Origin of the sequence: Pseudomonas gessardii, from assembly GCF_001983165.1 — a bacterium.
GTDB lineage: Bacteria > Pseudomonadota > Gammaproteobacteria > Pseudomonadales > Pseudomonadaceae > Aquipseudomonas > Aquipseudomonas gessardii.
Map to the genome: position 1 here is coordinate 22,696 of NZ_MNPU01000010.1, position 18,863 is coordinate 41,558.

Below are 18,863 nucleotides of genomic sequence, written 5' to 3' on the forward strand. Positions count from 1 at the left end.
TCACCACAGGTCAGTGTCTGGCCGGGGACTTCGTGTGGTTTGTTAGGTGATAGGCGCTTCATAGGCGGCCACGGCAAAGCCATACACCGTCGCCGGTTGCAGCCGGACCTTGCTGGCGGGGCCGCCGGTGGCCGGCATATTCAGGGTTTCTCCCGGCAACACGTAGGTGCGTGGCAGCATGGCCTTGCCGTCACCGGGCAGCAGGCGCAGTTCCTGGGCCAGGCGCACCACATAGGGGCTGTCGTTGCGCACCTGCAAGGTGTTGCCGTGTTGCGACCAGGTCAGGCCGGTCCAGGGCGTGCGATTGGGGGCCAGGCCCCCGGGGTGAATGATCACCGGCAGGTTCTGGCGCACTGTCACGCCGACCCGTGCGTGCCCGGCTTCGGTGGCGGGGCGGCCCTGGGGCATGCCTTCAAAGATCGCCCGCTTGAGGCGCTGGGTAAGCAGTGGCTGCTGGCGTTGCAGGATAAAACGCACCAGTTGCGATTTGCCCGGCTCCACCCGCGACAGCGGCGGTGTAACCACCAGCAAGGGCTCGGTGTCTTCGGCAATGTCTTCCAGGGTGACATGCAGCAGGGCCAGTTGGCTGTCGGTGTTGGTGACCGAAACGGACGCTTCACCTTCGGCTTCGTAGACGATGACCACGGAGGTGTCCGGGACCATGCCATCGGCCTGGGCCTGGGGGCCCAGCAGCAACGTCAGGGCAAGAATGCAGGTCGTGCTTTTCAATAATGTCGTCGTCATGCCGGGGTTTTCCATTGGGGCCACGTGAAAAGGTCAGAGGTAGCGCAAATCCAGAACAATCGAGCCATCCAGCGGCACCTCCTGGTTCAAGGTCAGGTATTGGGTGAAGTTGATGGACGTGTCGATGCGCAGTTGGGTCGTCAACTGACCGATGAAGTCGGGCTGGCGATCACCCGGTGGGGCAAAGCCGATGTAGGATTTTGGATAGGCGTTGGGCTCGGGGGACCAGGTTTCGCCACTGTCGGTGGACGCCAACACCTGCAGGGTTTGTGCGTCGCCCATCGGGTTGCGATAGGACAGCGCCACTGAGCCCAGGCGCTCTGCCGGAACATGGATATTTCTGCCCAGGCCGTAGAAAAATCCGGGAGCCAGCGAGGACTCCGTTCGGTTATCAAGCCCTACCAGGGCGAATAACATGGGGCGGTTGCATTGCACGTTCAGTTCCAGCAGCCGACTGGGCAGCACCGTGAACTCAGTGGCGCTGAGGGTATGTGAGGGGATTTTTCCGTGATCGACCGTGCCCTCGTCAGATAACGTCACATGGCAGGCATCGGGCGTCACTCGCCCCGTCACCGTGATATCGACAAAAGAAGCAGCAATGGCCGGGCCAATGTTCGTCAGCAACAGCAGGAGCGCTAGAAGGCGAGGGTAGGTGTTCATCGAGGGGCGCCACTGGCCGGGGTAAAAACGGCCGATACGGGAAAAATACCCATGCCTGCAAGCGTCAGCCAGGCATGGGCGTCCAAGGGTTACAGGTACTTGACTTCAAGGGTGGCGGAACCGTCGAGGGTGACCTCGTTGCTCAGGTCCAGGCCATCGGTGCGGGCGATGCTGGTGCTCACCACCAACTCCGTTACCAGTTCCTTGACCGAGGCCGGCTGGGTGGCGTCATCCTGGGTGGCTACCGCCATATACAGGCCTGCGTCCCAGAAACTTTCCTTGTACCAAGTGTTGCCGCCGTCCCCGGAGGCAATCAGTTGCATGGCTGAACCGTCGGCGACGGCGTTGCGCAGCGTCAGTTGATACCACCCCAGTTTCTGCGTGCCATTGATCAAGCCCAGGCCGAAGTCGGAAGTCATGATGGATGACCCCGCACGGTTATCGATGGAGTTCAGGGCAAACTGAATAGGCGCATCGCACAGCACGGCCAGGGTCATGACATGGGTACCGATCAAGGTGGGATTGTCCGGGCGCAAGTCTTTGGCGGAAATCTTGCCGTGATCGATGACGCCGCCGCTGCTCAGGCTGGGCGTACAGGCGCTGGGCACGATCAACCCCTTGACGGTCAGGTCGACGGTGGAGGCCGCGTAAGTAGCGGCAGAGCCGAGCAACAACAGGCCGGTAGCGAGGGTGGTGAACAGGGGTTTCATGGGGATGAGTTCCTTTCAAGTGAGTCTGTGTGGCGTTACAGGTAGTTGACCTGGACCGTGGCGTGCCCATCGACTGGGATTTCGTCGGTCAGCGTCAGGTCATTGGCAGGAGCGATGTGGGCAAACAAGCGGATTTCGGCGGCGAAATCCTGTACGGCGATGGGCACCAGTTGGGTACCCCTGGCGATGGCGGTCAGCATGGTGTGGGTGAGCAGGCTGGTGGGCAGCCAGGTGACGCCGCCGTCCGCTGAGGTAATGGTGCGGACCGCGACGCCATCGGCCATGGGGGCATAGAGGTGGAAAGCGGCGCCGCCGAGTTTTTCCCCTTCTGCCGTCAAGCCCAGGCCATGCCAGAAGGCATGGTTGGCAGACGAGCCGGCGCGGTTGTCGACGGTGGTCAGGGTGAAGAATGTCGGTGCTTCACAGTGCACACTCAGCTGTATGGTTTGGTTGGGCAGCGCGGTGTACTGCTCGGCTTCGAGATCCTTGGCCGCCAACTTTCCGAAGTCGATCGTGCCGCCGCCGGACATCACCGGTGCACAGGCATTGGGCGTGATGTGGCCTCTGACCGTGAGGTCGGTGCTGCTGGCGGCCAGTGCAATTGAGGATGTGCCGAAAAGACAGGCCCCCAAGGTAACTGCGTGGAGAAAGTGCATCGGTTGAGGCCTCCTAGTGTTCTGGTTTGGGTTTACAGGTAGATCACTTCAAGCGTCGTTGAGCCGTCCATCGGTACTTCGCTGGTCAGCGTCAGGGTATTGGTGGGTGCAATAGCAGTATTGAGTGCTATACCCACCATCACATTTTGTAGGGGTTGTGGGGCCCAGACGAAGTCTTCCCCTCTGTTGCCAAAGGCATAGAGCTGGCTGGGTATTGCCGCTTCATCGTCTAAGTGCTCACGCCACGTGGCACCGTTGTCGGAGGAGTACAGGGCAGTCAATGGGATGTCGGATACGGGATTGATAAACGTCAGATAGTACCGGCCCAGTTTTTCGTTCCCGTTGATGAGTCCCAGGCCGTAGGCGATGTTGCCGGAGCTTGAGGAACCTGCGCGGTTATCGGTGGGCTTGATCGCAAACAGGGTGGATGCCTCACAGCTTACGGTCAGTTGTACCGTCTTATCTGCGAGCCTGGTCGCGCTGTCCGGCTTCAGGTCTTTGGCCGAGATTTTGCCGAAATCGACAACGCCATTTCCGGACAGGCCCGGCGTGCAGGCGCTCGGTGTGATCAGACCTTTAACGGTCAGGTCCACACTGCTGGCGGCAAAGGCGGAAGTGGCGCTGGCGAGCAACAGGGCAACGCCCACCAGGTTTAACGACTTGTTCATTTCAGGTTGTTCCAGTGCAAGGTCGGCGATTCACGCGTGCAGCCGGCAATGCCAGGCCCTTGTAAGGGGCGGGCGGGTTGCAAGGCGACTGGCGTGTCTGTTTCGGGCGCCGCAGTGCGGCGTGCCCGTTCCCTCTGATTGGGGTGGGCGCAATTTATCGACGGGAGGGGGCTGGGGAAATACAACTATTACGACAATGAGGGGGAGGGGGGAAATCAGTTTTGCTTGTGTCGGAATAGGTTGTCGCTCATGTAGGAAAGTTGGTTTTTTCGTAGTTGTTGCATCGTCATGCTGTCACTCATAAGGATATTTTCAGGCGGCGATGGCAGCCATTTGCGTTTGGCTGTTGCGTCAGCGCCGCCGGGCGCTGCAGGACGGATCGCCGCAATGAGGTGAACATGGAGACTGGCGTATCGTTGAGCGCAGTGCTTTCCCGTGAATTGGCCCCCTCGATCACTCCCCCGCTGCATTGGCAGCACCTGACCGTGTTGGTGGTGGAGGACCACTCCGCCTATCGCGTATTGATGGGCTGGTTTCTGGAGAAGCTCGGGCTGGGCCATCAATTGGTCGGCGACGGCCAACATGGGCTGGCGGCCCTGGCCGAACGCCCATTCGACCTGGTGATCAGCGATTGCCAGATGCCTCTGATGGATGGCTACACCATGAGCCGGGCAATCCGCCTGCGCGAACAGGCCAACGCGCAACGCCGGGTGCCGATCATTGCCTTGACCGGCAACCTGGTGCACGACGACCCCCAACGTTGCCGCGATGCTGGCATGGATGCCTGGCTGCTCAAGCCGCTGACCCTCGATCAACTGCAAGGGGTGCTGGCGCTGTGGCTGCCCGGCCCGGCCAGTGCCGTATCGAACACCCTGGTTTCGGCACCCTGGCCGACCCGTGCCAGCCTGGTCGAGACCTTTGGCGACGCCCACGTGGTGGACCAGATGCTCACCAGCCTGCTCTGCGAAGCCCGGGAAGACAGCGCCGCCCTGGAGCGCGCGCGCCTGGCCCTGGATGGGCCGTTGACCGCTGAACGCCTGCATCGCCTGGTGGGCAGCCTGGCATTCCTCGGCGGCGCGGAGTTGGAACTGCGTGGCATGAGCCTGATCGAACGCGTCCGCGCCCAGGGCATGTTGCTGAACAAATCCCATCTGGAAGCCTTCCAGGCGGACTTGCGGGCCTACCTCAAATACTTGGGCGCGTTGTGAAATGGGTTGTATGTAGGGCGATATCGGTCTGTGTTGCAGGTTATGGATGTAGGTGGTTTCTTTTAATTTTGTAGGTCATAAAAAAATCACTACAAAACATTGAACGTGACGCAAAGCCCACGTCCTGGACGGTTGTTGCGGTCCGTCGGCGAGGGTATTTTGCGGGCTCAGTCGCCATCATCTGTGGGTATTTATGCTTCGCGTAATTATTGCTGACGATCACCCCATCGTACGAATCGGGCAGAGAGTGGTGATCGAGGCGAATGGCAAGTGCAAAGTGGTCGGCGAGGCCGAAGGCCCCGATGACCTGTTGCGGTTGCTGGAAATCACTTCCTGCGATGTGCTGGTGACTGACTTCGCCATGCCGGGTGGCCAGCAGGCTGACGGCTATGGCCTGCTCAGTCTGCTGCATCGTCAGTACCCGGAATTGCCCGTGATTCTGGTGACCATGTTTGCCAACGTCGCCACCTTGCGCGCCTCCTTTGCCCATGGTGCCCGGGCTATCGTCGCCAAAAGCGCCTCGGCCAAGGAGTTGCCGCTGGCGATCAGGGCGGTGAGCGCCGGCCAGACCTTTGTCAGCGAATGCCTGCGGGTGCAACTGGTGGAGGCGGGCACGGGCGATCAGTCGCAACAGCCGCAGTTGTCCGGCAAGGAGCGGGAGGTGGTGCGCATGCTCGCCAGCGGCATGACGGTCAGCCAGATCGCCGCCCGGGTCAATCGCAGCATCTCCACCATCAGCAAGCAGAAAAGCACGGCCATGAGCCGGTTGTGTATTTCCACCGACGTGGATCTGTTCGCCTATGCTCGCAGCTGCGGCATGGTGCCTTAGGGGCTCACCCCTGGCATTCCCGGCATCGATGCCGATGGCGTTCCAGGCCCTTGCGCACTATCGTGACGGACTTCCCCTTGTTGCCGGATGCTGCCGATGCACAACGCCCTGATCACCGAGTTCTACAGCGCCTTCCAGCGCCTGGATGCCGAGGCCATGAGCGCCTGCTATACCGAGGATGTGCTGTTCAGCGACCCGGCGTTCGGCGAACTGCGCGGGCGCGATGCCGGCGACATGTGGCGCATGCTCACCACCCGGGCCAGGGACTTTTCCCTGACCTTCGACCAGGTACACAGTGACGAAAGCACTGGCAGCGCCCATTGGGTGGCCACCTACCTGTTCAGCCAGACCGGCCGCACCGTGGTCAACCATATCCAGGCGCGCTTTGTGTTTCGCGACGGCAAGATCTGCGAGCACCACGACCACTTCGACCTGTGGCGTTGGTCGCGCCAGGCCCTGGGCACCCAGGGCCTGCTGCTGGGCTGGACGCCGCTGGTGCGCAACGCGGTGCGTGCCCAGGCCTTGAAAGGGTTGCAGGCGTTCCAGGCCAGTCGTTGATAAGATTGGCGCTCTTTTCGTTTGCCAGAACCTTTTGTGAACAATCCACCTGAACCCATCGCGCCCAAGCCCTGGTTTGTCTACCTGGTGCGGGCGGCCAATGGCGCGCTCTATTGCGGGATCAGCAACGACCCGCAGCGCCGCTTTGCGATGCACCAGAGCGGCAAGGGCGCGCGGTTTTTCCTGTCCAGTCCGGCGGTGGCGCTGGTGTATACCGAGGCCTGCGCCAGCAAGAGCGAGGCGCTGCGCCAGGAACGCCTGATAAAAAAACTCAAGAAAAGCGCCAAGGAGTGTCTGGCCCGGGCTTATCAACCTGACTGATCAGTTCCCGTCAGGCCAATGGGTAGGCCGCAGTGATTTTGCACGATAAGCTGGCGGCTCCTTCTTTTAGCGGAGTCTGGAATGTCTGAGTTAATCCTGCATCACTACCCGCAATCCCCGTTCGCCGAAAAGGTTCGCCTGCTCCTGGGTTTCAAGGGGCTGTCCTGGCATTCGGTGACCATTCCCCCGGTGATGCCCAAGCCCGATCTGACGGCCCTGACCGGCGGCTACCGAAAAACCCCGGTGCTGCAGGTGGGCGCGGATATTTATTGTGATACCGCGCTGATCGCCCGCCGCCTGGAACAGGAAAAGGCCGCGCCGCCGCTGTTTCCCGAAGGCCAGGAACTGGTCAGCCAAAGCTTTGCCGCCTGGGCCGATTCGGTGGTGTTTTCCCATGCCGTGGCCCTGGTATTCCAGCCCGAATCCCTGGCGGTGAAATTTGCCAAGGTGCCGCCGCAGATGCTGCAGGTGCTGGTTGCCGACCGCAGCAAGATGTTCGGCGACGGTAGCGCCACCCGGCTGCCACTGGATGTGGCGCGGCACCAGTGGCCGGCAATCATTGCGCGGCTTGAGCAACAGTTGCAGCGTCAATCGGGGGACTTCCTGTTTGGCGAACCGTCGATTGCCGACTTCGCCATGGCCCATACGTTGTGGTTTATCAAAGGCTCGTCGGTGACCTCGCCGCTGGTGGATGATTATCCTGCCGTCAGCGCCTGGCTTGGGCGGGTGCTGGGCTTCGGGCATGGCACTTCCAGCGAGATGAGTGCCGGGCAGGCCCTGGAAATCGCCCGCAATAGCACGCCTGCGGCGTTGCCGGATGAAGTGTTTGCAGAGCCCAACGGGTTCAAGGTGGGCCAGCAAGTGAGCATCGCCGCGACTGACTATGGTGTGGACCCGGTGGTGGGCGAGTTGCTGTTTGCCGGTCGCGAGGAGTTGATCCTGCGCCGCGAGGATGAGCGCGGCGGCACCGTGCATGTGCACTTCCCGCGCCTGGGCTTCTTGATCCGTTAATCAAACAGCTGTAGGCGCTGGCTTGCTCTTAACTGTGGGAGCGGGCTTGCCCGCGATAGCGGTGGGTCAGTTAATGCAACTCTGACTGACACACCGCTATCGCGGGCAAGCCCGCTCCCACAGGGGATCTGCGCTTAACTGATCGGCATTAGGGTTTGCTTGCGCCTACAGGTTCAGGGCAGACAGGATGGCCTTCGGGTTGTAGTCGCGGATCTGCGTGCCATTGACGTCTACAAACGGAATCCCGCCGCCGCCCAGGGCCTCATAGGCCTTGCGCCCCTGGGCATCCTTCTCGATATCCACGCGGGTGTAGGGAATGCCCTTCTGATCGAGGAAGCGCTGGGTCTGCTTGCAGTACCCGCACCAGTCGGTGGTGTACAACGTCACCCGGGCAGTGGCGCGTACCTGCTCCGGGACGACCTGCGACGGATTGAACAGCCGCTCGACCTTACCCCAGTTCTGGATCGCTACCACCACCAGCAACACCAGCAGGACTTTCTTCAGGACCCCGCCGAGCATCAGTTGCGGCGCTTGAGCTGGTCGGTCAGTTGGGTCGGCAGCCCCTTGATGATCAGGGTGCCGGCGGCCTCGTCATACTCGATCTTGTCGCCCAACAGGTGCGCTTCAAAGCTGATGGACAAACCTTCGGCGCGCCCGGTGAAGCGGCGGAACTGGTTGAGGGTGCGCTTATCGGCGGGAATTTCCGGCGACAGGCCGTAATCCTTGTTGCGGATATGGTCGTAGAAGGCCTTTGGCCGATCTTCATCGATCAGGCCCGACAGCTCTTCCAGGCCCATGGGCTCGCCGAGCTTGGCCTGGCTGCTGGCGTAGTCCACCAGGGTCTTGGTTTTTTCGCGGGCGGATTCGTCCGGTAGGTCTTCGCTTTCGACGAAGTCACTGAAGGCTTTGAGCAGGGTGCGGGTCTCGCCCGGGCCGTCGACGCCTTCCTGGCAGCCGATAAAGTCGCGGAAGTACTCCGAGACCTTCTTGCCGTTCTTGCCCTTGATAAACGAGATGTACTGCTTGGACTGCTTGTTGTTCTGCCACTCGGACACGTTGATGCGTGCCGCCAGGTGCAACTGGCCCAGGTCCAGGTGGCGCGAGGGCGTCACGTCCAGCTCGTCGGTCACCGCCACGCCTTCACTGTGGTGCAGCAGGGCGATGGCCAGGTAGTCGGTCATGCCTTGTTGATAGTGGGCAAACAGCACGTGGCCGCCGACGGAGAGGTTGGATTCCTCCATCAGCTTTTGCAGATGCTCCACAGCAATCCGGCTGAAGGCAGTGAAATCCTTGCCACCCTCGAAATATTCCTTCAACCAGCCGCTGAACGGGTGCGCGCCGGACTCGGCATGGAACAAACCCCAGGCCTTGCCTTGTTTGGCGTTATAGCTCTCGTTGAGGTCGGCGAGCATGTTCTCGATGGCGGCGGACTCGGCCAATTCGGAGTCACGGGCGTGGAGAACTGCGGGCGTGCCGTCGGGTTTTTTGTCGATCAGGTGGACGATGCAGTGACGGATCGGCATGGGCTTCTCGGCTGGTTGGGCGGGAGCGGTTGGCCTCCCGGAAAAAGTCGCCAGTGTACCGCACCCGTTGGTCGCAGCGTCGTTTGCAGCGGTTTTGGCAGCCCTCTGACAGCTCATATGCCTTTTTTTCACGGTTTAGAGCGATAAAGCTGACCAAATGGGTCGGTAGAAGCGGATATTTCCCCGTCTCTGTGCTAGTTTTGCCCGGTCTTACGCGATGTATCGGCGTTAAGCGTGCATTCAGCATTTGTCAGGTCGAACCAAACCCCGTTTCAGGCATCTATAACCCCGATCTCTCGCGGTTATGGCCAGGGGTGCCAGGCCATGACGGTCGGGCTCGATGGCTGACACTGCACTCTGCAATCCAAATGAATTTGATAGGGAAGGAACACCATAATGGCTTTGACTAAAGACCAACTGATCGCTGATATCGCCGAATCCACTGACACCACCAAGGTTCAAGTACGTGCCGTACTGGAGCAGCTGGCTCAGATCGTTGGTGACCAGCTGGACAACGGTGGCGAAATCACTCTGCCAGGTGTTGGCAAACTGAAAGTGACCGAGCGTCCAGCCCGTACCGGCCGTAACCCTTCGACTGGCGCTGCCATCGAAATCGCTGCGAAGAAAGTGATCAAGCTGGTTGTGGCCAAAGGCCTGACCGACTCGATCAACAAGTAAGACGCAGTAAAAAAAACCGTGCACCGGAGCGATCCGGGCACGGTTTTTTGTTGCCTGCGATTTGCCCCTAGCGCACCCAGCGCTGGCGCCAGATCTGCTGCTCGTTCTTGGTCTGGAAGGTCCAGGCCACAAAACGGCTCTGTTTCTGGCCCTGGGACATCTCCACCACCTGGCTTTCCAGGGCGCCGGCCTTTTTCAGCGCGGTCTGGATGGCGGGCAGGTTGGACGCTTTTGACACCAGGGTGCTGAACCACAGCACTTTATGGGCAAAGTGCGCGCTTTCGGCGATCAATTGCGTGACAAACCGCGCTTCACCGCCCTCACACCACAGCTCTGCCGATTGGCCGCCGAAGTTCAGTACCGGCAACTTGCGCTTGGGGTCGGCCTTGCCCAGGGCGCGCCATTTACGCTCGCTGCCTTTGGTCGCTTCGTCCATGGAGGCATGGAACGGCGGGTTGCACATGGTCAGGTCAAAACGCTCACCCGGCTCCAGCAGCCCCAGCAGAATATGCTTGGGATTGTTTTGCAGGCGCAGTTGGATGACCTTGCTCAGGTCATTGGACTGCACGATGGCCTTGGCGGCCGCCACGGCGGTCGGATCGATCTCGGAGCCGAGGAAATTCCAGCGGTAGTCCATGTAGCCGATCAGCGGGTAGACGCAGTTGGCGCCCATGCCGATGTCCAGCACCTTGACGATTGAGCCACGGGGAATCTTGCCGTCGTTGACGCTGGCCAGCAGGTCGGCGAGAAAGTGCACGTAATCGGCACGCCCCGGCACCGGTGGGCACAGGTAGTCAGCCGGGATATCCCAGTGCTGCACACCATAGAACGCCTTGAGCAACGCCCGGTTGAACACCCGCACTGCGTCGGGGTTGGCGAAGTCGATGCTTTCCTTGCCGTAGGGGTTGAGGATCACGAACTGGGCCAGTTCCGGCGTGGTCTTGATCAGCGCCGGGAAGTCGTAGCGGCCCTGGTGGCGGTTGCGCGGGTGCAGAGTGGCCTCTTTACGTGGCGCGACGGGCTTGGCCGGGGCGGCGGTTTTCGGCTTCTTGCGGGGCGGTTTGGGTGTGCTGGGGGCGGTCATGATGATTCTGGTGTTGGCTCAAAGTGGCGGCCATTGTCACACATCCTGAGCCCGACCCGGGCAAATGTGGGAGCTGGCTTGCCTGCGATGCAAGCGACTCGGTCTATCAGGTAGACCGAGGTGAGGCTATCGCAGGCAAGCCAGCTCCCACATTGATCGGGTTTTCAATGGGCAGTGGGGTGTTTTTCAGAGCCAAAAAAAAGAGACCCGAAGGTCTCTTTTTTACGCAGGCCGGCCCTTACAGGCTGGAAATCCGCGCATGTTGCTCCGCCAGCTTGCCCAAGGCCTGTTCGGCTTCGGCCAGCTTGGCGCGTTCCTTGTCGATGACTTCGGCCGGGGCCTTGTCCACGAAGGCGGCATTGGACAGCTTGCCGCCCACGCGCTGCACTTCGCCTTGCAAACGCAGGATTTCCTTGTCCAGGCGCGCCAGTTCGGCGCCTTTGTCGATCAGCCCGGCCATCGGCACCAGCACTTCCATCTCGCCAACCAGTGCGGTGGCAGACAGCGGTGCTTCGGCGCCATCAGCCAATACAGTGATCGACTCCAGCTTGGCCAGCTTCTTGAGCAGGGCGTCGTTCTCGGTGAGGCGGCGCTGGTCTTCGGCACTGGCGTTCTTCACAAACACCGCCAATGGCTTGCCCGGGCCGATGTTCATCTCGGCGCGGATATTGCGCGTGCCGAGCATCAGGGCCTTGAGCCATTCGATATCGCTTTCGGCAGCCTCGTCGATGCGGGCTTCATTGGCCACCGGCCAAGGTTGCAGCATGATGGTCTTGCCTTCGATACCGGCCAGCGGCGCCAGGCGCTGCCAGATTTCTTCGGTGATGAACGGCATGAACGGATGCGCCAGGCGCAACGCCACTTCCAGCACGCGCACCAGGGTGCGACGGGTGCCGCGCTGGCGCTCGATCGGTGCGTTCTCGTCCCACAGCACCGGCTTGGACAGTTCCAGGTACCAGTCGCAATACTGGTTCCAGATGAACTCGTACAAGGCCTGGGCGGCCAGGTCGAAACGGAACTGGTCGAGTTGGCGAGTCACTTCGGCTTCGGTGCGCTGCAACTGGGAGATGATCCAGCGATCAGCCAGGGACAGTTCATAGGCTTCGCCGTTCTGGCCGCAGTCTTCGCCCTTGTCCAGCACATAGCGCGCGGCGTTCCAGATCTTGTTACAGAAGTTGCGATAGCCTTCGACGCGGCCCATGTCGAACTTGATGTCGCGACCGGTGGACGCCAGCGAGCAGAAGGTAAAGCGCAGGGCGTCGGTGCCGTAGCTGGCGATGCCGTCGGCGAACTCGTCGCGGGTCTGCTTCTCGATCTTCTTCGCCAGTTTCGGCTGCATCAGGCCCGAGGTGCGTTTTTGCACCAGGGTTTCCAGGTCGATGCCGTCGATGATGTCCAGCGGGTCCAGCACGTTGCCCTTGGACTTGGACATCTTCTGGCCCTGGCCATCACGCACCAGGCCGTGGACGTACACAGTCTTGAACGGCACCTGGGGAGTGCCGTCCTCGTTCTTCACCAAATGCATGGTGAGCATGATCATCCGGGCAACCCAGAAGAAAATGATATCGAAGCCGGTGACCAGCACGTCGGTGGAGTGGAATTTCTTCAGGAACTCGGTCTGCTGTGGCCAGCCCAGGGTCGAGAAGGTCCACAGGCCCGAACTGAACCAGGTGTCCAGTACGTCGTTGTCCTGCTGCAGCGCCACGTCCGGGCCGAGGTTGTGCTTGGCGCGCACTTCGGCTTCATCGCGGCCGACATAGACTTTGCCCGACTCGTCGTACCAGGCCGGAATGCGGTGGCCCCACCACAACTGACGGCTGATGCACCAATCCTGGATATCGCGCATCCACGAGAAGTACATGTTTTCGTATTGTTTGGGCACGAACTGGATGCGGCCATCTTCCACAGCAGCAATCGCCGGTTCTGCCAATGGCTTGGTGGAGACGTACCACTGGTCGGTCAGCCACGGCTCGATCACGGTGCCGGAGCGGTCGCCTTTGGGCACTTTCAGGGCGTGGTCGTCCACGCTGACCAGCAGGCCGGCGGCATCGAACGCAGCCACAATCTGCTTACGCGCTTCAAAACGGTCGAGACCGGCGTATTCGGCCGGGATCTTGCCGTCGATGCTGTCGTTCAGCGTGCCGTCGAGGTTGAACACCTGACAGGCCGGCAGGACGGCGGCGTTCTTGTCGAAGATATTCAGCAGCGGCAGGTTGTGGCGCTTGCCGACTTCATAGTCGTTGAAATCGTGGGCCGGGGTGATTTTCACGCAGCCGGTGCCGAATTCGGGGTCGCAGTAATCATCGGCGATGATCGGGATACGCCGGCCGACCAATGGCAGCTCGACGAATTGGCCGATCAGGGCCTGGTAGCGCTCATCGTTCGGGTTAACGGCCACGGCGGAGTCGCCGAGCATGGTTTCCGGGCGGGTGGTGGCGACGATCAGGTAGTCGTGGCCTTCGGCAGTCTTGGCGCCGTCGGCCAGCGGGTACTTGAGGTTCCACAGGAAACCTTTCTCGTCGTGGTTTTCCACTTCAAGGTCGGAAATCGCCGTGTGCAGCTTGGTGTCCCAGTTGACCAGGCGCTTGCCGCGGTAGATCAGGCCATCTTCATGCAGGCGCACGAAGGCTTCCTTGACTGCTTCCGACAGGCCGTCGTCCATGGTGAAACGCTCGCGGCTCCAGTCTACGGACGAGCCCAGGCGACGGATCTGACGGCTGATATTGCCGCCGGACTGGTCCTTCCATTCCCAGATCTTTTCCAGGAATTTCTCGCGGCCCAGGTCGTGACGGTTCTGGCCGCTGGCTTCCAGTTGGCGTTCCACCAGCATCTGGGTGGCGATACCGGCATGGTCGGTGCCCGGCTGCCACAGGGTATTGCGCCCCTGCATACGGCGGAAACGGATCAGGGCGTCCATGATCGCGTTGTTGAAGCCGTGACCCATGTGCAGGCTGCCGGTGACGTTCGGCGGCGGGATCATGATCGTGTAGGAATCACCCGCGCCTTGCGGGGCGAAATAGTTCTCGGACTCCCAGGTGTTGTACCAGGAAGTTTCAATAGCGTGCGGCTGGTAGGTCTTATCCATGCGCGGCGGGACCCTAGTTGGCATTTATTCAGGAAAGCCGACAAGTATAACGGGGGATAGGGGAGAGGGCGAGACGAAGAGAGGGGCTAAGGCTTACGCGGATCAAATGTGGCAGTGGGCTTGTGTGGGAGCGGGCTTGCTCGCGATAGTGGTGTATCAGCCAAGTATCTTTCAACTGACCTACAGCTATCGCGGGCAAGCCCGCTCCCACAGGGGGGATTTGTGTGGGTCAGGACTGGTACTGGCTGAGCAACCGCTCCATCCGCGCATCCATCCGGCGCTTGATCTCGGTTTCGATATGCGGGGCGAAGTCGTCGATCACGTCCTGCATGATCAATTGCGCCGCGGCGCGCAGTTCGTTGTCCAGGTGCAGCAGCAGGGCGTCGGGGGCTTTTTCGGCGGCCGGTTCTGCTTGCACGAGGGGCGGTTCGACCGGCTCGGCGGCGGCAGGCTTGGCGCCGACCAGATCGAACAGCAGGGGGATCTGTACTTCGCCGGTGGCGACGGTCTCGGTCAGCAGCGGCGGTTGCAGGTTGTCATCACCCAGCAACTGGCGGATCGACTCAAGGTCGTCCAGCAGGTGGTCGGAGGGTTTTAGCGGGTTTGAAGTGTCCATCATGTGCTCAGAGTCGCTGTAATCGGTGATCTTGCAGAGAATAGCCCTGTTCGCGGTAGAAACGGAAACTCTCCCGCGCGGCCTGACGAATAGCCGGGTCTTCCACCACCACTTCCGCCACCCGGGCGAACCCCTTGGCAAAGGCTGGCACTTTCAGGTCCAGGTTGACCAACAGGTCATGGTGATCGCCACAACTGTCGCCCACACCCAGCACCACCAGGCCCCCTGGCTCCGATTCTGCGGGGCCGTGGGGCACGAAGCTCTCGCCCTTGAAGCGCCACAGGCGGGCATCGAGGTCTTCACGCTGGGCGGCATCGCTGCAATGCAGGTAGATGCGGTGGCCCATGCGCCAGGCCTTTTCCGTGAGTTTGCAGGCAAAGTCCAGGCGAGCCGAAGGATCGGCGCTGGGTAATATATAGAAGTCGACTTGGGTCATTACATTTCCAGGCAGGCACGCAAAACCCTGTAGGAGCCTGTAAATCGGCTCCTACAGGGTTGCGTTTAGGCTTTGGCGCGATCCAGCAGGTACTGGGTCAGCAGCGGCACCGGACGGCCGGTAGCGCCCTTGTCCTTGCCACCGCTGGTCCAGGCGGTGCCGGCGATGTCCAGGTGGGCCCAGTTGAAGTTCTTGGCAAACCGCGACAGGAAGCACGCGGCGGTGATGGTGCCGGCCTTTGGCCCGCCAATGTTGGCGATGTCGGCGAACGGGCTGTCCAGTTGCTCCTGGTACTCGTCGAACAGCGGCAGTTGCCAGGCGCGGTCGTCGGCGGCCTTGCCGGCGCTGAGCAGTTGCTCGACCAGCTCGTCGTTGTTGCCCAAAAGGCCTGAGGTGTGGGAGCCCAGGGCGACGATGCAGGCCCCGGTCAGGGTGGCGATATCGATCACCGCCTGCGGCTTGAAGCGCTCGGCGTAGGTCAGGGCATCGCACAGCACCAGGCGGCCTTCGGCGTCGGTGTTGAGGATTTCCACGGTCTGGCCGCTCAGGGTCGTCACGATATCGCCAGGGCGGGAAGCACCGCCGCTCGGCATGTTCTCGGCGCAGGCCAGGATGCACACCAGGTTGATCGGCAGCTTGAGCTCCAGCACGGCGCGCAGGGTGCCAAAGACACTGGCGGCGCCGCCCATGTCGTACTTCATCTCGTCCATGCCGGCGCCCGGCTTGAGGCTGATGCCGCCGGTGTCGAAGGTGATGCCTTTACCGACCAGGGCGAACGGCTTGTCGGCTTTCTTGCCACCGTTGTATTGCATGACGATCAGGCGTGGCGGCTGGTCGCTGCCCTGGCCCACGGCATAGAACGAGCCCATGCCCAGTTCCTTGATCTTTTTCTCGTCCAGGACTTCGACTTTCAGGCCCTTGAACGCTTTGCCCAAGGCCTTGGCCTGCTCGCCGAGGTAGGTCGGGTGGCAGATGTTAGGTGGCATATTGCCCAGATCGCGGGTGAACGCCATGCCGGTCGCGATAGCCTGGGCGTGGGTGGTGGCGCGCTGCACTTCAGCCTGGGCGGCCTTGATGGTCAGCAGGGTGATTTTCTTCAGGGCACGGGGTTCGGCTTTCTGGCTCTTGAACTGATCGAATGTGTAACCACCGTCCAGCAGGGTTTCGGCCAGCAGGCGGGTCTTGCCATAGCTGTCGCGGCCCTTGACCACGATTTCGTCCAGCGCCAGTGCCGCATCGCTGCCGCCCAGGCCCTTGAGGGTGCCGAAGATGGCGCTGATGATTTTGCGGAACGGGCGGTCGCCCAGTTCGGCGTCCTTGCCCACGCCTACCAGCAATACGCGGTCGGCCTTGAGGTTGGGCAGGCTTTGCAGCAGCAGGCTTTGGCCGACCTTGCCGGCCAGGTCGCCACGCTTGAGCACGGCGCTGATGGCGCCACCGCTCAGTTCGTCGACTTGCCTGGCGGCCGCGCCGAGCTTGCGGCCTTCGCCGATGGCGACCACGAGGGTGGCGGTCTTCAACGTTTCGGGGCTAACGCTTTTTACAACCAATTCCATGTTCGGGTCCCTTATATAAAGGTCAAAGAGCCTGGAGTCTGTACTCCGGCCTGTAGGCTGGGCTCGCCTGAGCGAGCGCGACAAAGCCAGCAGTTTGTACCGCGCCGCCTCAGCCTGACAACCCTTGAGGCCAGCTTTGTGCACGGGTGTGAGCAAGCTCCGTGACAGGCGCCGACAATCACAGGATAATGCGCCATCTTTTTCGCCGGCCCGTGTCAACGGGGCGACTTGATATGCTTGCTTGTTTGGCCGCCTTAGCCTGACAACCCTGGAGTGTCTGGTTTGATTGTCTTCCGTTATCTGTCCCGCGAAGTTCTGCTGACCCTGAGTGCCGTGAGTGCGGTGTTGCTGGTCATCATCATGAGTGGTCGTTTCGTCAAATACCTGGCCCAGGCTGCCTCGGGGGCCCTGGATCCCGGTTCATTGTTCCTGATCATGGGCTTTCGCATGCCAGGGTTCCTGCAACTGATCCTGCCCCTGGGCCTGTTTCTCGGGATCCTGCTGGCCTATGGCCGGCTCTACCTCGAAAGCGAAATGACCGTGCTCTCGGCCACCGGCATGAGCCAGCAGCGCTTGCTGGCCATGACCATGGTCCCGGCCACCGGCGTGGCGCTGGTGGTGGCCTGGCTGAGCTTGAGCCTGGCGCCTCAGGGCCTTATGCAGTTCCAGCTGGTGCTCAACAAACAGGACGCGATGACCGAGTTCGACACCCTTGAGCCGGGCCGCTTCCAGGCACTCAACGATGGCACCCGCGTGACCTACACCGAGCGCATGACCGATGATCGGACCAACCTCGGCGGTGTGTTCATTTCCGAGAAACGCCTGGGCCAGGACAAGAAAGACCGTGGCATTTCCGTACTGGTGGCCGATAGCGGGCGCCAGGAAGTACGCCCGGACGGCAGCCGCTACCTGATCCTGGAAAACGGCTATCGCTACGACGGCAGCCCCGGCCAGGCCGACTACCGCGCCATCAAGTACGACACCTACGGCGTCATGCTGGCCCGGCCGGAAGTCAGCAACGAGGTCACCGACCGCGATGCCCTCCCGACAAGTGCCCTGATCGGTAGCAAGGAGTTGCGGGCGATCGCCGAGCTTCAATGGCGCCTCTCCCTGCCGCTGCTGGTGTTTATCGTCACCCTGATGGCGGTGCCACTGTCCCGGGTCAACCCGCGCCAGGGCCGCTTCCTCAAGCTGCTGCCGGCGATTCTGCTGTACATGGCTTACCTGACCATCCTGATTTCCGCCCGCGGGGCCCTGGAGAAGGGCAAGCTGTCGCCGCTCCTGGGGTTGTGGTGGGTCCACGGTATCTTCCTGATGATTGGCCTGGGCCTGCTCTATTGGGAACCGATTCGCTTGAAAATGCAGAGCCGTCGCGGCATGAAGGAGATGGCTCGTGGGTAAGCTGGATCGCTACATCGGTAGCAGCGTACTGGTCGCCATCCTGGCGGTATTGGGCATCATCCTCGGCCTGGCGTCGTTGTTTGCCTTTATTGATGAAGTGGGCAACGTCACCGAGACCTATACGGTCACGGACGTCCTGAGCTACGTGGCACTGACCGCGCCGCGCCGCCTCTACGACATGATGCCGATGGCCGCGCTGATCGGCTGCCTGATCGGCCTGGGCAGCCTGGCCAGCAACAGCGAACTGACCATCATGCGCGCGGCGGGGGTGTCTGTTTCCCGTATCGTCTGGGCGGTGATGAAACCCATGCTGCTGCTGATGGCCGCCAGCGTGCTGATCGGCGAATACGTGGCGCCACCGGCGGAAACCACCGCCCAGGCCAACCGTGCGCTGGCCCTGGGCTCGGGCGATGCCCAGAGTTCCAAGCGCGGCCTGTGGCACCGCCAGGGTGATGAATTCATCCACATCAACGCGGTGCAACCCGGCGGCCTGCTGGTGGGTGTGACCCGTTATCGCTTTGACGATGAGCGCCACATGCTGTCGTCGAGCTTTGCCAAGCGCGCCCAGTTCAGTGACAACCAGTGGGTGTTGAGCGATGTCACCACCACCCATTTCCGCAATCCCGGCAAAGGCACCGAGGCCAGCACCGAGGTGATCAATGAGCCGACACAGGCCTGGGACATTGCGCTCAAGCCAGAACTGCTCAATACCGTGGTGATGATCCCGGAAAGCCTGCCGATCTCCGGTTTGTGGAGCTATATCCACTACCTCAAGGAGCAGGGCCTGAACAACGGCCGCTACTGGCTGGCATTTTGGGTCAAGGTGTTGCAGCCGCTGGTGACCGCTGCTTTGGTATTGATGGCGATCTCGTTTATTTTCGGCCCGTTGCGCTCGGTAACCCTGGGCCAGCGTGTGTTTACCGGGGTCTTGGTGGGGTTCACCTTCCGTATTGCCCAGGACTTGCTGGGGCCGTCGAGCCTGGTATTCGGTTTCTCGCCGCTGTTTGCGGTGCTGGTGCCGACCACTATCTGTGCCCTGGCCGGCTTCTGGCTGTTGCGCCGGGCCGCTTGATCCGCGCGTGTTGAACAAAAAATGCCCCATTCGCAAGAACGGGGCAT

The 18,863-nt window shown here is 61.3% G+C and carries 20 protein-coding genes; 8 read left to right on the plus strand and 12 right to left on the minus strand.

Annotated elements, in window-relative coordinates; all coding sequences use genetic code 11:
- Positions 1-42: 42 nt before the first annotated feature.
- From BLL38_RS09585 to BLL38_RS09605, 5 genes are all read right to left on the minus strand, one after another.
- Complete coding sequence (locus BLL38_RS09585) at positions 43-744, minus strand: fimbria/pilus chaperone family protein (RefSeq protein WP_076962432.1); 702 nt, start codon at positions 742-744, stop codon at positions 43-45.
- A gap of 33 nt (positions 745-777) precedes the next feature.
- Complete coding sequence (locus tag BLL38_RS09590; protein ID WP_076962347.1) at positions 778-1,404, minus strand: DUF1120 domain-containing protein; 627 nt, start codon at positions 1,402-1,404, stop codon at positions 778-780.
- 89 nt (positions 1,405-1,493) lie between these two features.
- Positions 1,494-2,114: a DUF1120 domain-containing protein gene (locus BLL38_RS09595; RefSeq protein WP_076962348.1), complete on the minus strand. Its 621-nt coding sequence runs from the start codon at positions 2,112-2,114 to the stop codon at positions 1,494-1,496.
- A 35-nt stretch (positions 2,115-2,149) separates the two neighbouring features.
- Entirely contained in the window at positions 2,150-2,770 is a 621-nt protein-coding gene (locus tag BLL38_RS09600; protein ID WP_076962349.1) for a DUF1120 domain-containing protein, read from the minus strand.
- A gap of 32 nt (positions 2,771-2,802) precedes the next feature.
- Positions 2,803-3,438 carry a DUF1120 domain-containing protein gene (locus BLL38_RS09605; RefSeq protein ID WP_076962350.1) on the minus strand — a complete coding sequence of 212 codons (636 nt, stop codon included), beginning with the start codon at positions 3,436-3,438 and terminating at the stop codon, positions 2,803-2,805.
- A 398-nt stretch (positions 3,439-3,836) separates the two neighbouring features.
- Between BLL38_RS09605 and BLL38_RS09610 the strand changes: the two genes are divergently transcribed.
- From BLL38_RS09610 to BLL38_RS09630, 5 genes are all read left to right on the plus strand, one after another.
- Positions 3,837-4,646 carry a response regulator gene (locus BLL38_RS09610; protein ID WP_076962351.1) on the plus strand — a complete coding sequence of 270 codons (810 nt, stop codon included), beginning with the start codon at positions 3,837-3,839 and terminating at the stop codon, positions 4,644-4,646.
- A 193-nt stretch (positions 4,647-4,839) separates the two neighbouring features.
- Positions 4,840-5,475: a response regulator gene (locus BLL38_RS09615; protein WP_076962352.1), complete on the plus strand. Its 636-nt coding sequence runs from the start codon at positions 4,840-4,842 to the stop codon at positions 5,473-5,475.
- An 87-nt stretch (positions 5,476-5,562) separates the two neighbouring features.
- Entirely contained in the window at positions 5,563-6,033 is a 471-nt protein-coding gene (locus BLL38_RS09620) for a nuclear transport factor 2 family protein (protein WP_076962353.1), read from the plus strand.
- Positions 6,034-6,069: 36 nt separating this feature from the next.
- Positions 6,070-6,354, plus strand: a complete 285-nt coding sequence (locus BLL38_RS09625) for a GIY-YIG nuclease family protein (protein ID WP_076962354.1) — start codon at positions 6,070-6,072, stop codon at positions 6,352-6,354.
- An 81-nt stretch (positions 6,355-6,435) separates the two neighbouring features.
- Positions 6,436-7,365 (plus strand): glutathione S-transferase family protein, encoded by a 930-nt coding sequence (locus BLL38_RS09630; protein ID WP_076962355.1) that lies wholly within the window; start codon positions 6,436-6,438, stop codon positions 7,363-7,365.
- Positions 7,366-7,530: 165 nt separating this feature from the next.
- On the opposite strand, the gene BLL38_RS09635 is transcribed toward BLL38_RS09630, so the two are convergent.
- Together BLL38_RS09635 and yejK are read right to left on the minus strand one after the other, a co-directional pair.
- Positions 7,531-7,884 carry a glutaredoxin family protein gene (locus BLL38_RS09635; protein WP_076962356.1) on the minus strand — a complete coding sequence of 118 codons (354 nt, stop codon included), beginning with the start codon at positions 7,882-7,884 and terminating at the stop codon, positions 7,531-7,533.
- A complete protein-coding gene (gene yejK / locus BLL38_RS09640) occupies positions 7,884-8,888 on the minus strand; it encodes a nucleoid-associated protein YejK (RefSeq protein WP_076962357.1) in 1,005 nt (334 codons plus the stop codon). The genes BLL38_RS09635 and yejK overlap by 1 nt, the downstream gene beginning before the upstream one ends.
- Positions 8,889-9,284: 396 nt before the next feature.
- On the opposite strand from yejK, the gene BLL38_RS09645 reads away from it, so the two are divergent.
- Positions 9,285-9,566, plus strand: a complete 282-nt coding sequence (locus BLL38_RS09645) for an HU family DNA-binding protein (protein WP_038443110.1) — start codon at positions 9,285-9,287, stop codon at positions 9,564-9,566.
- A 67-nt stretch (positions 9,567-9,633) separates the two neighbouring features.
- Here BLL38_RS09645 and rlmF read toward each other — a convergent pair whose 3' ends face one another.
- The 5 genes from rlmF to BLL38_RS09670 all read right to left on the minus strand — a co-directional run bounded on the left by rlmF (position 9,634) and on the right by BLL38_RS09670 (position 16,343).
- Positions 9,634-10,650 carry a 23S rRNA (adenine(1618)-N(6))-methyltransferase RlmF gene (gene rlmF / locus BLL38_RS09650; RefSeq protein WP_076962358.1) on the minus strand — a complete coding sequence of 339 codons (1,017 nt, stop codon included), beginning with the start codon at positions 10,648-10,650 and terminating at the stop codon, positions 9,634-9,636.
- A gap of 238 nt (positions 10,651-10,888) precedes the next feature.
- Entirely contained in the window at positions 10,889-13,735 is a 2,847-nt protein-coding gene (locus BLL38_RS09655; RefSeq protein ID WP_076962359.1) for a valine--tRNA ligase, read from the minus strand.
- Between the two features lie 229 nt (positions 13,736-13,964).
- A complete protein-coding gene (locus tag BLL38_RS09660) occupies positions 13,965-14,351 on the minus strand; it encodes a DNA polymerase III subunit chi (RefSeq protein ID WP_076962433.1) in 387 nt (128 codons plus the stop codon).
- A gap of 7 nt (positions 14,352-14,358) precedes the next feature.
- Entirely contained in the window at positions 14,359-14,787 is a 429-nt protein-coding gene (locus BLL38_RS09665) for a DNA polymerase III subunit chi (protein WP_076962360.1), read from the minus strand.
- 65 nt (positions 14,788-14,852) lie between these two features.
- A complete protein-coding gene (locus BLL38_RS09670) occupies positions 14,853-16,343 on the minus strand; it encodes a leucyl aminopeptidase (protein ID WP_076962361.1) in 1,491 nt (496 codons plus the stop codon).
- A gap of 282 nt (positions 16,344-16,625) precedes the next feature.
- Between BLL38_RS09670 and lptF the strand changes: the two genes are divergently transcribed.
- Together lptF and lptG are read left to right on the plus strand one after the other, a co-directional pair.
- Positions 16,626-17,744, plus strand: a complete 1,119-nt coding sequence (lptF, locus tag BLL38_RS09675; protein WP_076962362.1) for an LPS export ABC transporter permease LptF — start codon at positions 16,626-16,628, stop codon at positions 17,742-17,744.
- Positions 17,737-18,816, plus strand: coding sequence for an LPS export ABC transporter permease LptG (gene lptG / locus BLL38_RS09680; protein ID WP_076962363.1), 1,080 nt, complete (start codon positions 17,737-17,739; stop codon positions 18,814-18,816). The genes lptF and lptG overlap by 8 nt, the downstream gene beginning before the upstream one ends.
- Positions 18,817-18,863 lie beyond the last annotated feature (47 nt).